The 14,063-nt window shown below is 32.3% G+C and carries 16 protein-coding genes; 2 read left to right on the top strand and 14 right to left on the bottom strand.

Features of this window, described 5'->3' with window-relative positions; all coding sequences use genetic code 11:
• Nucleotides 1-69: 69 nt before the first annotated feature.
• The 10 genes from blaOXA to ACWGOQ_RS20505 form a co-directional block, all read right to left on the bottom strand.
• Nucleotides 70-909 carry a class D beta-lactamase gene (gene blaOXA, locus ACWGOQ_RS20550; protein WP_452059615.1) on the bottom strand — a complete coding sequence of 280 codons (840 nt, stop codon included), beginning with the start codon at nt 907-909 and terminating at the stop codon, nt 70-72.
• A 153-nt stretch (nt 910-1,062) separates the two neighbouring features.
• Nucleotides 1,063-1,440, bottom strand: a complete 378-nt coding sequence (locus tag ACWGOQ_RS20545; protein ID WP_452059614.1) for a pentapeptide repeat-containing protein — start codon at nt 1,438-1,440, stop codon at nt 1,063-1,065.
• Nucleotides 1,441-1,684: 244 nt separating this feature from the next.
• The gene (locus ACWGOQ_RS20540) at nt 1,685-1,864 is read right to left on the bottom strand and encodes a hypothetical protein (RefSeq protein WP_452059613.1); all 180 of its coding nucleotides are present in this window, start codon (nt 1,862-1,864) and stop codon (nt 1,685-1,687) included.
• A 1-nt stretch (nt 1,865) separates the two neighbouring features.
• Nucleotides 1,866-3,191, bottom strand: a complete 1,326-nt coding sequence (locus ACWGOQ_RS20535; RefSeq protein ID WP_452059612.1) for a dienelactone hydrolase family protein — start codon at nt 3,189-3,191, stop codon at nt 1,866-1,868.
• Nucleotides 3,191-3,385, bottom strand: coding sequence for a hypothetical protein (locus tag ACWGOQ_RS20530; protein WP_452059611.1), 195 nt, complete (start codon nt 3,383-3,385; stop codon nt 3,191-3,193). Before ACWGOQ_RS20530 ends, ACWGOQ_RS20535 begins: the two co-directional genes overlap by 1 nt.
• A gap of 66 nt (nt 3,386-3,451) precedes the next feature.
• Nucleotides 3,452-4,102, bottom strand: coding sequence for a hypothetical protein (locus tag ACWGOQ_RS20525; RefSeq protein ID WP_452059610.1), 651 nt, complete (start codon nt 4,100-4,102; stop codon nt 3,452-3,454).
• 1 nt (nt 4,103) lies between these two features.
• Complete coding sequence (locus ACWGOQ_RS20520; RefSeq protein WP_452059609.1) at nt 4,104-4,604, bottom strand: RNA polymerase sigma factor; 501 nt, start codon at nt 4,602-4,604, stop codon at nt 4,104-4,106.
• A gap of 867 nt (nt 4,605-5,471) precedes the next feature.
• On the bottom strand, nt 5,472-5,816 hold the full coding sequence (locus tag ACWGOQ_RS20515; protein ID WP_452059608.1) for a hypothetical protein: 345 nt from the start codon (nt 5,814-5,816) through the stop codon (nt 5,472-5,474).
• Nucleotides 5,797-6,180 (bottom strand): hypothetical protein, encoded by a 384-nt coding sequence (locus ACWGOQ_RS20510; RefSeq protein ID WP_452059607.1) that lies wholly within the window; start codon nt 6,178-6,180, stop codon nt 5,797-5,799. Before ACWGOQ_RS20510 ends, ACWGOQ_RS20515 begins: the two co-directional genes overlap by 20 nt.
• Nucleotides 6,181-6,245: 65 nt before the next feature.
• The gene (locus tag ACWGOQ_RS20505) at nt 6,246-6,755 is read right to left on the bottom strand and encodes a Crp/Fnr family transcriptional regulator (RefSeq protein ID WP_452059606.1); all 510 of its coding nucleotides are present in this window, start codon (nt 6,753-6,755) and stop codon (nt 6,246-6,248) included.
• Between the two features lie 857 nt (nt 6,756-7,612).
• Between ACWGOQ_RS20505 and ACWGOQ_RS20500 the strand changes: the two genes are divergently transcribed.
• Nucleotides 7,613-7,858 (top strand): transposase, encoded by a 246-nt coding sequence (locus tag ACWGOQ_RS20500; RefSeq protein WP_452059605.1) that lies wholly within the window; start codon nt 7,613-7,615, stop codon nt 7,856-7,858.
• 141 nt (nt 7,859-7,999) lie between these two features.
• Here the strand turns inward: ACWGOQ_RS20500 and ACWGOQ_RS20495 are convergent, their stop codons facing one another.
• The 4 genes from ACWGOQ_RS20495 to ACWGOQ_RS20480 all read right to left on the bottom strand — a co-directional run bounded on the left by ACWGOQ_RS20495 (nt 8,000) and on the right by ACWGOQ_RS20480 (nt 13,416).
• Complete coding sequence (locus ACWGOQ_RS20495) at nt 8,000-9,076, bottom strand: ligand-binding sensor domain-containing protein (protein ID WP_452059604.1); 1,077 nt, start codon at nt 9,074-9,076, stop codon at nt 8,000-8,002.
• 418 nt (nt 9,077-9,494) lie between these two features.
• Nucleotides 9,495-10,862, bottom strand: coding sequence for an alpha-amylase family glycosyl hydrolase (locus ACWGOQ_RS20490; RefSeq protein WP_452059603.1), 1,368 nt, complete (start codon nt 10,860-10,862; stop codon nt 9,495-9,497).
• A gap of 150 nt (nt 10,863-11,012) precedes the next feature.
• The gene (locus ACWGOQ_RS20485; RefSeq protein ID WP_452059602.1) at nt 11,013-12,518 is read right to left on the bottom strand and encodes a serine hydrolase domain-containing protein; all 1,506 of its coding nucleotides are present in this window, start codon (nt 12,516-12,518) and stop codon (nt 11,013-11,015) included.
• Nucleotides 12,519-12,786: 268 nt separating this feature from the next.
• A complete protein-coding gene (locus ACWGOQ_RS20480; protein ID WP_452059601.1) occupies nt 12,787-13,416 on the bottom strand; it encodes a hypothetical protein in 630 nt (209 codons plus the stop codon).
• Nucleotides 13,417-13,686: 270 nt separating this feature from the next.
• Here ACWGOQ_RS20480 and ACWGOQ_RS20475 point away from each other — a divergent pair, with 270 nt between their 5' ends.
• Nucleotides 13,687-13,881 (top strand): transposase, encoded by a 195-nt coding sequence (locus ACWGOQ_RS20475; RefSeq protein WP_452059714.1) that lies wholly within the window; start codon nt 13,687-13,689, stop codon nt 13,879-13,881.
• Nucleotides 13,882-14,063 lie beyond the last annotated feature (182 nt).

The following is a 14,063-nucleotide window of genomic DNA, read 5'->3' as shown; positions in this document are numbered from 1 at the left end:
GGTAAAAAGCTCAACACTTTGGGTTAAGCACAAAACCTAAACTAAATATAGCATTTTTAGCACCAGTATTTATTTTATAACATTCAATTCTCTAAGGGCGAGTAGAGTTAAACCCAATCTTTTTTTAATAAAAGAATCGAAATCAAATTCTTTTTTAGGTTCCAGATTTGTGGCAAATAAGTATGTGTTATTTTTAAGTTCAACAAACCCAACAAACCATCCATTATATTCTTCGTTAGTATTTGATAAACCAGATTTTCCGCTAAGTTTATATTGGTCAGTTTCTTCAATGAGCATAATATTTCGCATTATACTCTCAGTTCTTTTAGAAATAGGAAGTTCATGGTTGTAGAGTCTTTTCAGGAAGTCGATTTGTTGCATCTGACTTATTTTTGATTTTCCTTCCAACCAAAATTTATCGATGTTAGTAGCGTCAATTTCCAGATCTCCATAGTTAAGTTTTGATACATAATCATTCATTCTTTCTGAACCGACTTTTCTTGCCACTTCTTGATAACAATGAACACAAGAAAATTGAAAAGCATCTCTGAGAATTAGGTCTTGTTCCCAATTTTTTAACCATTTCTTTTTCCCATCCCATTTAAATATGACACTATCATTTGCAATCACACCAGTTTCAAGTCCGATAATTGAATTTGCGACTTTGAATGTAGATGCCGGTAAATTTCCCCTGTTGGACCATTCAAAGTCATTTGAATAATATATATCCTTGTTTAAATCGTAAATTAATATTGAACCTAAAACATCAGAAGAATCAATAATTAACTGAAATTCAGGTTTTACAACTTCATTATTGTCAGTTTTTTGTTTTTCATTCTTTGTTACTTGACTTCTTTCTTTACACGAGAAACATAGAAGTAAAAGTATTGTCAATGCGGTTATCTTCATTTTTTATACGTGTCGTAGCTGTGTCAAATGTTATCTTGCTTTTCGAATTTCTTGCACATTGGTTGCTAACCTTTTCTTGTTGCAAGCATTGCGCCTTACCAAATATACACGAACTTAGCTACTATGATCACCTGTATATTGTTGTAGCATATTCTATTTATATATTCTTTTCAGAAAATCCTCCGTTGAGATTATATTTCCGTACCATTCCGCTCCGTCAAACTTGACATTTAATAAATTACAGTTTGTAAATTCTGCACCACTCAATAAGCATCCACTCAAATCAGCATTTTCAAAGTCAACATTTTGAAATTTACAGCATTTAAATCCACAATTTGTCAAGTTACAATTCCGAAAACTAGTTCCGGTAAAGTCAGCGCTAAAAAATGATGAACCTTCTAGATTTGAATTATCTAAAGTCAGATGTTGAAGATTCTCATGTTCTTCAAAATCACAGTTTGGGAATTCACGTTCTCCTAATTCATACCTTTCTAATAAATCTCCGATATATTTTGGGGTTTCGTTACTCATTTCTCGATATGCTACAACATGTGTGTATCATCCAGTAGATATATACCCACCGAATTGAACGTTCAATTCAAAGGTTATTTTTTACTTATTTTTTAAAGTTACACAAAATCAATTTTAAAACAAAACCACGTTCATAAGCACGTAGTTTTATAAGGATCTTAGACATCACTGGGCATTACCGAAGTGCTCAGTGATTATTATGGTAACATAAATAGCAAAATGTGAAAGATTATTTTTCATAATTTTATTTTTTTAACAGGCTAACGGCAGTAATCAAAAATCCTATGGCAGCACACCAAATACCCCAGTCGGGGTGATTACTAAAAGATAGAATACCTGAGAAAAAAAGTGTGTTCCCTGTGGTAATCCAACCTTTTCTTTTTTTGAAATTCTTTTTTACGGTGGACCAAGATACTGTTATCATACTAAATTTTATTTAAAAAAGTTATTATGGCTTCCCAATATTCGACTGCTCCCTTTTGGCCTGTCCATACTGCCTTGGAGCCGTGAAAGCCTTCGGATTGAGGGATAAACTGTGATTGTTTTTTATTTAATTTTATAGCTCCTATCAAGCTGGTCAATGACGGAGCTTCTTTTTTTGAAGATGTGACCAAGAATGGGGTATTTGTCTTTTTGAACACTGTACTCAATGAAAGTGCATCTTCACCAAAATAATTACCGGGACTAAATGCAATAACAGCGTTAATATTATTATTAGAAACAGCTTCCAGTAAAGCAAGACTGGAAGAGTATGAGCTACCCCAAACTATAACCTTTTGGTTGTATTCTTTGGTTAGAAAGGCAATGGCAGCTTTTATATCTTGTTGCGAATCTACCATTTGATTTTTTAAACCGTCATTCTTGGCTCGTTCGGCAGTTATGTTCGTTTTTTCTGCAAAGTTTCCGCCAGAGCGCAAGTCGACTGCCAGACAGTTATATCCCATCTCATTAAGTTTTGGGGCTATATCTGCATATTCTAAACGATTATAGCCAGCCTGATGGCATAATAATATAACAGGTTTGTGTTTTTCTATATGATAGAGGTTTGCGTGAACAGAAAGCCCATCTGCACTAGTTAATGTTACCTGTTTTGGCTGATATTTTTTACCCAGCGTTCCTGGGTTGGGAAGTTGTACACTTTCTTTTAGTTTTTTCTGTGCTTCTATTTCCTGTTTGATCAGGTTTTCTATGAGTTCAATACGTGTAAATCTACCATCTGTATCAAAATACATATAAGACTCGCGAATACCTAAGTCTACAAAATCATATTTTATTTTTGCTTTCCCTTCAGAACTTTCTAAAATACGCATTGCATTTAACTTTGGAAGGTTGGTAACGATATTATTAAGAATTACCAGGGTGTTTTTGACAGGAATCGGATCAAATTTTAAGTTGGGACTTATATACTCTTGCAATGGAACTACAGACTTTTTAGAAAAGCTCTGTTCAAAAGCTTTGATCTGTTTGGAATAATCTTGTGCTGTGATAGCAAAAGTTGTACAGAGTGTTACCACAAAAACAGTTGCTTTGTTAGCTGTTTTTCCACTTATTATCCGTTTGGATATAAAAGACAAGAGTAGCAGTAATGCACCTAGTAAAAAAATATTACCAGGTAAATCCTCTTCAATAAAATGACTTGCTTCTAAAATATTAAAAATTTTGAACAACGTCTTGGCACTTACTATCGAAATAATGATGATTCCTGTTTTTTGAATGCTGTTATACGCTTTATATGTTCTCGATATATTCATTACTGTTGTGTTTTATTGATACCTAATTCGTTCTTCAGTTTATGCCACTTGGTCGATATGAAAAGGACTAGCCCGACGTTAAAAAGTACTACTTGGTAGTACCAAGGAAAATGGTTTGGTATTAACGGAAAAGCTAATAGCATTATAAGCACTCCTATAATTTTTATGATGCTGATTTTATTTTCTTTAGACATACTTAAATATTTTGTTACCTATACAGTAGGTTAAAAGAAAGCTATCAGAATTACACTTTTATGAAATTATTTTTCATTTAGGTCGCTCAGGTATGATTTTAGTTGACCTACATAGTTGCCAAATTTGATCTTTTGTTCATAGCGTGATAGGAAATAGAAAAGAACGATACTTACAATAATTACTAAAATAATCATTAAAGTTATTAGCAATGTTTCTTCAATGAAACCTTTTTTGTTGTTAACAAGATACCATGCCCAACCCAATGCAATTGCATTAAAAGCGGTGCCAAAATAGATATTAAGTCGTATCGCCTTCTGCATTAGATCGATAAATTTTTTCAGGGATTCTTTTACATTGCTTGTGCTGGTCTCAAAACGTTTAATCTCTCGAAAAGCCTTAAAATTCCAGGAAAGCATTGCCGAGAGAAAAACAGTCCCGGTTACCAAAAAAATCCGATTGTCTGTTATATCAAAAATTGTTTCATAGAATCTGAATTGTTTCGGATTTATAAAAGAACCGATAAGCATCGCAATACAAAAAACGAGTGAAAGACCGCCTAGCGAAAACTTTAGATACATCACTCTTGCTATTTTACCTAATACTGACTTTGAATCTTTTTTTATGGATTTTTCCAAAATAAATTCATCAACGTTATCTTTCAAGATGGTTTCATCAATCACCGTGCTCCAAACTGATTTTAATTCTAATAAATCCATCTTATTTTTCTTTTACCGTTTTTGATAATTTAATTTTTATCCTGTTCATTTTTACGCGCACATAGTTCTGTGTAATCCCTACGATTTCAGCAATTTCTTCGTTGGATTTTTCGTCTAGATGTAACATTATAATGGCCTTTTCTATTTTGTTTAGTTTTGCAATGGCAGCGTGCATGAGTTTCAGTTTTTCATTTTGAATCTCAGGTTTATTTTCTTCGGAGGTGTCGTTAAATTGATTTGTCTGAAAAAAAAGTTGCTTCTTTTTTTTAGTTTTACGCAAATCCTGAATAGCTACATTAATGGCTACGCGATACATCCAAGTCGAAAATTTAGCGTCTCCCCGAAATGAAGGATAAGATTTCCAGAGCTGAATTACTATTTCCTGAAATAAATCTTTTCTGTGTTCAGGGTTATCACAATACATACTGCAGACTTTGTGAATGATTCCCTGAGACGCAATGACTTTCTCACTAAATATTTTTTTAAGACTTTTATTTGACAAAAGCAAAATTTGTTGATTTATATAAGTGAGTTAAAAAAAGGAAGCAATAATTACAAAATCTAATCATTATTTTAGATTTTGATGGTTTCTTTTACTAACACAACTGTTATTATAAGAATAATGGTTGATTATAAAGACATTCACTTTTTAATTGTAAATAAAGGGTAAAGTGTTTGTTTTTAGTATGTTCAATTATTTTAATTGATTTTAGTTTCCCGTTTTTTTAAACGTTCTGATCATTTGCAGAATATCGAATTATAAGAGCAGCATTGGAATTACAACATGTCGTTTTATAAAGAGTTAGATGGTTTTGTAACGGTTACTATCGGTATGGGTAGTTTTTAATCAAGTTGTAGTCTTTCAATCCGCTCTTTTGTGCAAAAAAACCTTGTGATTTTCACCAAATTTTAGTTAACACTTGGATATAGAAAAATCAACATCTCCAACTTTTCAAGTCGGCATCTTTAGGAGCAACTTTATGAATCTTATCTACATATTTTTTGATAAACATATGGTGATATCGCAGCCTACTAATATGATTTCCGTTATCGTTATCGCCGTTCCAACAATGTTCTGCTCTGTCTCCATAGTCTACTTCACCATTATAATAAGGAGTAGTGGTTTCTGATAGGATTTCTTCGGTGAGATATTAGGTATGACGTTAGGTGTTTTCATGTTATTGTTGGTTTTGTTAGATACTTGATTCATGTTTTCGTTATTTTTTAAAAATAGGGTTACATCTTCATAGGAATACAACTTTCATTATTACCGTTTGTTTATGAAACTTCTCGTGCAAAAAGGCACGAATTTTTCTTATCAAAACAGCGCCTAATTTTTCATGTTTTTTTAACTTTTCGGTTGCTAAAGCTAAATTAAAAATTTGGAGGTCTTTTTGAACAAGCAAAGCCTTTCAAGCCGATTATCATTCTTATAAATCACATTTGTTTGTTCATCTGGATAAAGATCATTTATTTCTTTTATATAAATAATTAAAGAACCAAGTATATGCCTTAGGTCTTTTTCAATTAATGAAAAATCAGTCAAACCTTTCTTTATAGGTTCATTCTGAACAGTTTCGTTTTCATCATCATCACACAAATAGACAAAGGCCTTTATTAACAACTTTATTTTAGTCATTTTGTTAGGTTTTACACTAAAGGTGTAAAAGGATAGCACTACGCTACCAGCAGTATTACGTGTAGGTGTTGGCATAAGTTTTTTTTAATCCTTTCATTTGATTTATTCCCATATATAAAACGATTAACGCTATAGTTCCAATTATCAATTTTCCTGTTAATGTAATTCCAAAGGGATTAAATATTATTAGAATTAAACTTCCTAAAACCCAAATATAGTCTTGAATAACAATCCAAATTACAGCGAGTTTTCTTTGTTTCGTAATTTCATACCAGATAGTAAGCGCAAAGTACATAAGTATTAATCCAACTATCCAAAAAATGGAATTATTGTTTGTTCCAAATAATTTTGCAATTTGGTGATTTAATAAAATCATTATTACACCTGATGTGCTTGAGAATAAAGCATTGATTTTTAAAGCTTTTTGTAATTTATTCATTTGTTTGAAATTTTGTTTGTGTAAATTTCTGTAAACAAACTTTAATCTCTCTTGACAAATGATAGTTAATTCATTTTTCTTAGTCTACTTAATGACTCTGGTGTAATACCTAACATAGAGGCTATAAATTGTAAGGGAACATTTTTAAAAAGTTCAGGTTCTTCATCAAGTAAACTCAGAAACCTTTGTTTTGCTGTAGTATGTAGTTGCGAAAACATATTTTTTTCTAGTAAAGCAAAAGAATTCGCTAATATAAGATTGTCAAATTCTAACCATTTAGGCTCCGTTCTATTAAGTTCAAAATGATTTTTTCGGTTGATAATGTAAAGTTTACAGTCCGTAATTGCCTGAATATTCCAATTATTGTCTGTCTCAAAAATGAAGCTTGAAAGTGAGGTTATGAATTTACCATCACTACCAATCCATAATGTTATTTCTTTTCCGTCTACTATGTCATACATTCTCATATATCCAGATTCAATAAATGCCATTTTTCGACAAATTTTACCAGATTTGAGAAAGAACTCTCCTTTAGTTAGTTCTAATGGCTCAAAAACTGAAAGAATATTATCCATTGAATTTTTCTCAATAACGATTTGACTTAAAATACAGTTTTTTAATTTTTTCATTTCGTTTATTGCCAAAGGTTCTTGCATGGGCAGTCGTGGATTAAAAAAGCGCTCCCTTTCGTATAACAATATACTTAATTTAATACAAAACCTGTCTAAAAGATGGGGAATGATCAGTAATGCATTTGGCTGCAATAGCATATAATCTGAAGAAATATCTGAAATTCTCTAAGAAAAACCCACTAAGTAAAGTAGAAACGTATTTAGCTCACATTTTTCGATTAAAATGCCTTTTAAGGATTGAAATAAAGGGGGTAGCGAAAGTTGTATTAAATTAGTTATTAATATATCACTTTAGAAAGTCAGGGCTTCAACTCAAGATTATTGATTGATTTATGATTTTTTAGAGGCTTGTGCAACGGTTACCATGGTTAATCCACTAAAGATTAAGTATTACATTCAGATGTAATTATCAAAATTAAGACAGTTAAGAATAATGCAAGCTTAGGGTGTTGATTGTAAACCTAACTTGTGGTTTGGTCCATCTAAAACTCAGCAGGAGCACTTACAACTATCATGTTTATTGAGTATTTATGTAAAACAAATGACTCAATTAGAGAATAAAATCCATGGTGAGTAAGTTTTAGGATTTCCATCAAAAGATGTTTTAAGATTTTTTAAACAGACAACTAAAAAGTACTAAAGAGGGAATGTCATTCTAGAAGAAAAATTACTGAATAACGTAAAATATGAATGTCAGGAAGCATTGACTTTATTAAAAACCATACCTGCAATCGGAGACAAAATAACATTAATACTACTGGTATTTACCGATGGTTTAAATCGTTTTATAGCCTAAGGAGTTGTGTAATTATGCTGGAATTACATCTGTAATAAGGCAATCTGGAAAGAAAGTGAACATACGACTACTAATGAGTAAAATGGTCAACCCAAAATTAAGAAATTTACTATTTATGCGCAGTTTCAATACGTGTAAATATAATCAAGCTAGTAAAGCACTTTTTGATAGAATTGTAGCTACTTGTCTCCAACGAACAAAGCGAGAGGAAGACTCAGGTAAGAGATTAGAAATTTATCACAGTGTGTAATAAACTATTAAAACAAGCTTTTGTGTTTGAGAAAAACGAACTACCTTATGATTCAAACTATAGAAGCACTCTAGCTATACATAATTGAAAAATCATTTGTTTATTATCTTAGTTTTTTGTTGTGCGTTCGTATTTTATTTTTCAAAACATTTTATCAAATGACTTTCCGTTAAATTTATAAACTCCACCATCTGCCATTCCAAAAAGTAAATTGTTTGTATTGTCTTTATATATACTCCAAATCATTGGTTTTAAAAGTTTTTCATTGATTGGATAGTTTGTTAAAGTCTTACCGTCATATTTCCAAGCTCCTGAGTCTCTATCTCCAAACCAAATATTTCCTTCTGCATCTTCTTCAATGGCAAAAACGGATTGTATTCCTGTATTTTTAGCAAATTGTTCTGTTTTAGTGTTCCTTTCAAATTCATCCATTGGAATTAGTTTTCTCTGTTCTTTGGAGAAATGAGTAATAGAGTCTCCATTTTTAAGTATTACACCAATTCCATTATTCCCTATCCAGATTCGATCTTTTGAATCTGCTAAAACACTTCTTATATGTAGCACTTCATTGTCTTTAACTTTCAGATTTTTACGGTCAAAAACATTTGTCATTTTTCCATCGTAATTGAATAATGCTGAATACGTTGCGATCCAAACTTTACCGCCTTTATCCTTTGTTATATCAGTAACACCATAAGATTTATTCGGGTTATCATTTTTAGGTTTTGGGAAAATTAAATAGTGCATATTCACTCCGTCAAAACGAATTACTCCATCTTCTTCTCCAGCATAAAACCATAAGTTTCCAGTTGTAGCATTCCAATCTAATTTTGGATAATTAGATTCAGTCAAATAATTTATAATTTTTTTTCCATTGTAGCTACACACACCTTTGGCAGTTCCAATCCAAATTGTTCCGTTTTTATCTTCTTGAATTAAACGGATTTGATTGTCTGGTAAACCATCATTAGTTGTAAAGTATTCGAATCTTTTTCCATCATAATAGCATACGCCTTCGTTATGACTTCCAAGCCAATAATTGCCATTACTGTCTTGAAAGATAGAACGTATTCCCGAAGCAAATTTTAAAGTGTCGCTTTGTGAGGTATTTACCAATTCTGGTTTAATTACTTTTTTTTCGGTTGATTTGTGATCTGCACAAGAAAAGTTTAGAGTCAATATGAGTATTAAATAAATCCATTCTATTTTTCTGTTCATTTTAGTTTTTCCAATTGTTTATAACGTTTTGTGTATTGTTGGTTGCGTGGTTGAGCAACTAATTTAGTAAATACAAACCAGATAGCCATCCGCTAGAATTTTCATAAGTATTCGATAACCAAGTGATTGGTTGTAGGAAAATATAAAAGCAGCGTCCTAAGTTAGTATAATAAAACTACTATCATTTTATTTATTATGAAAACAAAGGATGCTACATACTGAAAGTTATTTATTGGTATTGAGGTACACAAGCAAAGCGAGAAAATTCATACAGCTACAGACTTTTTTGATAGTTTAGACTGGATCATTCCAACAATATAAAATCTCAATATGAGTTAATTAAAAACAGAAAATATGGTATTTTTATAACTTAGGACTTGGGAAAGGGCTTTACATAGGCTATGTTGTTGTAGAACGTTTACTCGGTAAATATAAGGTATTCCCAAGGCCTTACATTCAAAGGTTTATCATTAATTTCGTATTGTTCTCCAGTAAAATAATCAGAATATGAACCAAAAACTTCATTATTTGTAATCTTAACGTCTTGAGCATTTTTGGAGAGATTAAAGATTCCAATAACAGTATTACCTTCTATCTGTCGTATAAATCCAACCACATTTTCATTTTCTTCAATGGTAACTGGAAACCCACCGGCGTCTCCTGCCCAAATCGCTGGATTTTCTTTTTTTAAACTTACTAATGACTTATAAAATGGTTGTAAACTCAAAGAATCAGTCCAGTCGATAGGGTCTCTTTCAAAAAATTCTAACCTTTTTGAGAGACCAACTTCCTGACCACTTAAAATAAGAGGAAAACCGTAAGCCGTGAACACAAATGCAGCAAATGTTTTATGCCCATTCCCAAATCGTTCAAAAGTAGTGCCTACCCAAGAATTCAAATCATGATTGGAGGTGTAAGTCATTCGATAGGCCGTGCGACCGTACTTGAACATATCATCTTCAATCCACTGCATCAGAGCATCTGCTGGTTTTTCTTCTGCTACGACATCTCTCATTGCTACTTCAAATTGGTCGGCATAACTTCCATCAAGAATAAATGTTTCATGCCCACATTCCGCTAACCAGAATAAGTCCTTGATGGGATCAAGCTCTGCTCTCGCTTCTTCCCATAGGTACAGCGGTATTTTATCCCCACAACCGTGATCAAGCCTAAATCCATCTACTCCTAGATCTACCCAAAACCGCATTGCATTTATCATAGCTTTGCGAGTATCTGGATTTGAATTATCTAACAGGGCAGTATCCCACCAAACATCTTCCGGACTCATAGACTCGTAAATAACATCTCCATTTTCATCCCTTACATAGTACTCAGGATGTTCAGTTATCCAAGGGTGATCTCTGCCTGTATGATTAGGCACCCAGTCTAGTATCAGATAGAATCCCATCTCATGTGCTTTATTCAGCAGGTTCTTAAAATCATCGATCGTCCCAAATTCAGGATTTACCCCTTTATAGTCTTGCGGTGCGTAATAACTTCCCAACGTTCCCTTTCGGTTTGTTTCGCTAATAGGGTGAATAGGCATCAACCAAAGTACATCTACACCTAAATCTTTGAGTCTGGGTAGGTGATTTAAGAATGCTTCAATGGTGCCTTCGGGTGTAAATTGCCTGATATTCACTTCATAAATAGTTGATCCCGATAATTTATTAGGAAAAGTTTGCATCTTCTGAGGTGCAATTTGAGTTATATCTTCTTTTTTTGATGAAGTTTGACAGCTAGCCAATAATATTAAAGCTATTATGTAAAAAGATAAGTTCTTCATATTTAATTAGTTTTAATGCCCTACAACGCGTTAATATAAGATCAGTTGCGTGGTTTAAGCAACTGAAGTTAGCAAATAAATTACAGATAGAAAGTCCGCGAGGACTTTCATAGATAGTCTAGAACTAGCAATTATTTAAGCAAACGTATTTTATTTGATCTTTGTGAAATATATTCCATCATATTTAATTCCAGAGATTTCTTGATTTTCTTTAAGGAACTGAATAACCTGACCACTACCGGGAATTAACTCTACTCTAATCGAATCTTCAATTTTATATGGCGTTGAAAAACACTGTAAATTTCCGGAAGTAACTTTTAATCCAAAGATGCTTTCTTCAATGGTCAAAATTCCGTATTCATCAGATTCATACGAACCTGAGTATTTTACAGGCGGCAAAGTTAACAACCATGGACGATTGTTTGTTTTAGCTATACTGTTGCTCATCATTTCTCTTCCCTCATTTAGTCTTTCGGCAAAGGTATTTATTGTTTCATCATAATCATTCCATTCTTTTTTTTCTAGGAAATAATCATAAATATAAGTTGCTATTATATGCATCAATTTAGTACCAGTAATAGCTTCATTAACCATGATTGCTACCCCTATCTGTTTATCAGGCATAAATGACACATGTGTTGAAAAACCAGCAAATCCACCAAAATGATGAATAACTTTATTGGTTTCATGTTTTCCAAGTAACCATCCAAAACCGTAATGAGTTGGTTGAAATAAGCGTTTGGAATCTGATATATTTACTAATTCTTGCTGAGAGGTAATTATCATGCTTTTAGGAAATATTTGTTTTCCATTTAACTTACCTTTTCCGACTTGAAATTTTAGCCATTTGGCCATGTCATCTGGAGTAATAATTATACCGCCAGCCGATTGCATTGTATTGTCTTTCTTTTCAAGAGTTATCCTGTTTACTGAATCAATAACTATGTATGGCCTTGCCAATACCCAATTCTCTTTTTCAGCTCGAGAAATAAATGCAGTAGTATGATTCATTTCTAACGGGTTAAATATTTTTTCTTGCATCCAGTTTTTCCAAGATTTACCAGTTGCTTTTTCTAGAATTATAGTATAGATATTGTAACCAATATTAGAATAATTATAATTGCCATAACCTGCCTTGTTGGGCTTAGAATATTTCATCAATTCAAGAAGCATTGATTGATTATGATCTCCAGAAAATGCAACACGCCATCCAATTGGATCATTCTCAATACCAGAAGTGTGTGTTAATAAATCTCTAACTTTTATCGTTGCTAGGTTAAGAGTTGAATCAATTTTTAAATCAGGAAAGTGTTTTTGAAGTGGATCGTTTAATTTTAAGATTCCCTCATCATCCATTATAACAGCCAACAGAGCGGTAAACGATTTGGTAGCAGAAGCTATATAGTAATTAGTTTTGCTGTTTGCTATCAATTGATTTTCAACATCAGCAAATCCATACCCTTCTGCCATAATCGTTTTAGTTCCTTGTGTTACAACAACTGCAATCCCGGGAATTCCTAATTTATTAATGGTCTTTTTAAAATACTCGTTGGCTTCTTTTTGGAAACTCTCATTTCTTTCTTGACATAAAGTGACAGAGGCCGTCAATAGGGTTAATGCAATAAATACTAATTTAATTTTGTTTAATCTCATCATGTGGTTTTTATTTGTGACGAAGAGATTTGATAATAGGTTACAAATTATGTCTGTTTAATCTACCATACTTATGCTAACATCTCGGCTATGATTAGTGCGGGAATTAAAAGTAATAGACTTTTGATTGCGCACTTAGCCAAAACTTTTTATTTTATCTTTTCGTTTTAAAGCCAAATCAAAAGATTTGGCGGACTTAGTTAAAAGCTCTAAATTTTTGGGTTAAGCACCGAAACCCTTATTAATCATAGCCGAGACGTTAGCATTAGTTTTACTCACCATATGTTGCGTGGAAATGTTTTGTTATTCTATTCTTTTTATATGAAATGTCAAATCTTAGGACTTCTCCATAATCCAAAGCAACAATTGGTTTAAACTCCCCATTTTTAACACCATTTAAAAACTCAGCTGAAAACATTTTTTGAATGTCTTCAGGTTCAATATCCTTAACCTTTTGTTTCCAAACATTATATTTTACTTTATACCAGATTAAATTAGGACTGTATTTATAAACTTGATTTTTGTGCAATTTCCCATTGAGATATATTTTTGGGGCTTTCGTGGGCACATTGGTAGATGTTAAGACAGCAATGAATAAGTCAGTTGCTGGGTTCCATTCAGCTCCATTTGGTCCACCACCATTTCGTTGAAAGATATTATGTATAGAATCATTTTTTAGTATTATTTGAGACTTTTCTTTTAGCCAGTTACTAATAATTAGACTATCCTTTTCTGTTGAATATTTGTCGTCAAGTTTATAAAAGCAATAAGAGTTTAAATTCTCAGCAATAATTCTTTCCGAATTGACAATTTCTTTTACAATAGTAGAGTTCTCTTTTTCTTTCTTTTTACAGGAAACAAGTAAAATGATGATTAAAAATTTTACTATGATTAACTTCATTTCTTTTTAATTAATGCTAACGTTCAGTATAAGAAACATAGGGCAGGTTATAAGCAATACGTTTCGGATTGGTATTAAGTCAAATATAAATATTTTGCTTTTATCTTTTCATTTATAAAACAAATCAAAAGATTTGGTGGACTTGGTTATAAGTTTTAAACATTGGGTTAAGTACCAAAAACCCATATTAATTATAGCATCTATGTAAAAGCAGCTTGTCGAGTATCTTTAATGATGTATTAAAATCAAAAGATATGAACACACAAAAAACTGCTACAACGCAACATACCAGGTATTGGTCCTATTGTTGCTAGTGGTATACTAAGTGAGCTGGGAAATTTGCGTAGATTTCGTTGTATCAAACACCTAGCAGGTTATGTAGGATTATGTCCTTGCATTTATCAAAGTGGTGATGCGATACGTCATACCGGAGTAAGTATGAGTGCTCATCATTGGCGGTACTAAAAACAGAGACTCCTTATGAGATAGGAGTAGTAGAATAATAAGAAAATAACAAAGCTCAAAAAAAGTAGCTACAACTCAGATCACAAAACAATGTAGGTGATCCCAAGTTCTCGGGAATCACATCTTATAGCAAGTTGACTGAGTTTATTATAGCTTATAATCATACAGATGCTGGTGAGGAT

The organism is Aquimarina ulvae, assembly GCF_053613295.3.
The sequence above is the reverse complement of the archived record's forward strand: the minus strand, read 5'-3'. Positions and strand labels throughout refer to the sequence as shown.

Bases quoted from the DNA above. Each gene is read 5' to 3' on its own strand.
- blaOXA (WP_452059615.1), bottom strand. From the start codon at position 909: ATGAAGATAACCGCATTGACAATACTTTTACTTCTATGTTTCTCGTGT.
- ACWGOQ_RS20545 (WP_452059614.1), bottom strand. From the start codon at position 1,440: ATGAGTAACGAAACCCCAAAATATATCGGAGATTTATTAGAAAGGTAT.
- ACWGOQ_RS20540 (WP_452059613.1), bottom strand. From the start codon at position 1,864: ATGATAACAGTATCTTGGTCCACCGTAAAAAAGAATTTCAAAAAAAGA.
- ACWGOQ_RS20535 (WP_452059612.1), bottom strand. From the start codon at position 3,191: ATGAATATATCGAGAACATATAAAGCGTATAACAGCATTCAAAAAACA.
- ACWGOQ_RS20530 (WP_452059611.1), bottom strand. From the start codon at position 3,385: ATGTCTAAAGAAAATAAAATCAGCATCATAAAAATTATAGGAGTGCTT.
- ACWGOQ_RS20525 (WP_452059610.1), bottom strand. From the start codon at position 4,102: ATGGATTTATTAGAATTAAAATCAGTTTGGAGCACGGTGATTGATGAA.
- ACWGOQ_RS20515 (WP_452059608.1), bottom strand. From the start codon at position 5,816: ATGCCAACACCTACACGTAATACTGCTGGTAGCGTAGTGCTATCCTTT.
- ACWGOQ_RS20510 (WP_452059607.1), bottom strand. From the start codon at position 6,180: ATGAATAAATTACAAAAAGCTTTAAAAATCAATGCTTTATTCTCAAGC.
- ACWGOQ_RS20505 (WP_452059606.1), bottom strand. From the start codon at position 6,755: ATGGATAATATTCTTTCAGTTTTTGAGCCATTAGAACTAACTAAAGGA.
- ACWGOQ_RS20495 (WP_452059604.1), bottom strand. From the start codon at position 9,076: ATGAACAGAAAAATAGAATGGATTTATTTAATACTCATATTGACTCTA.
- ACWGOQ_RS20490 (WP_452059603.1), bottom strand. From the start codon at position 10,862: ATGAAGAACTTATCTTTTTACATAATAGCTTTAATATTATTGGCTAGC.
- ACWGOQ_RS20485 (WP_452059602.1), bottom strand. From the start codon at position 12,518: ATGATGAGATTAAACAAAATTAAATTAGTATTTATTGCATTAACCCTA.
- ACWGOQ_RS20480 (WP_452059601.1), bottom strand. From the start codon at position 13,416: ATGAAGTTAATCATAGTAAAATTTTTAATCATCATTTTACTTGTTTCC.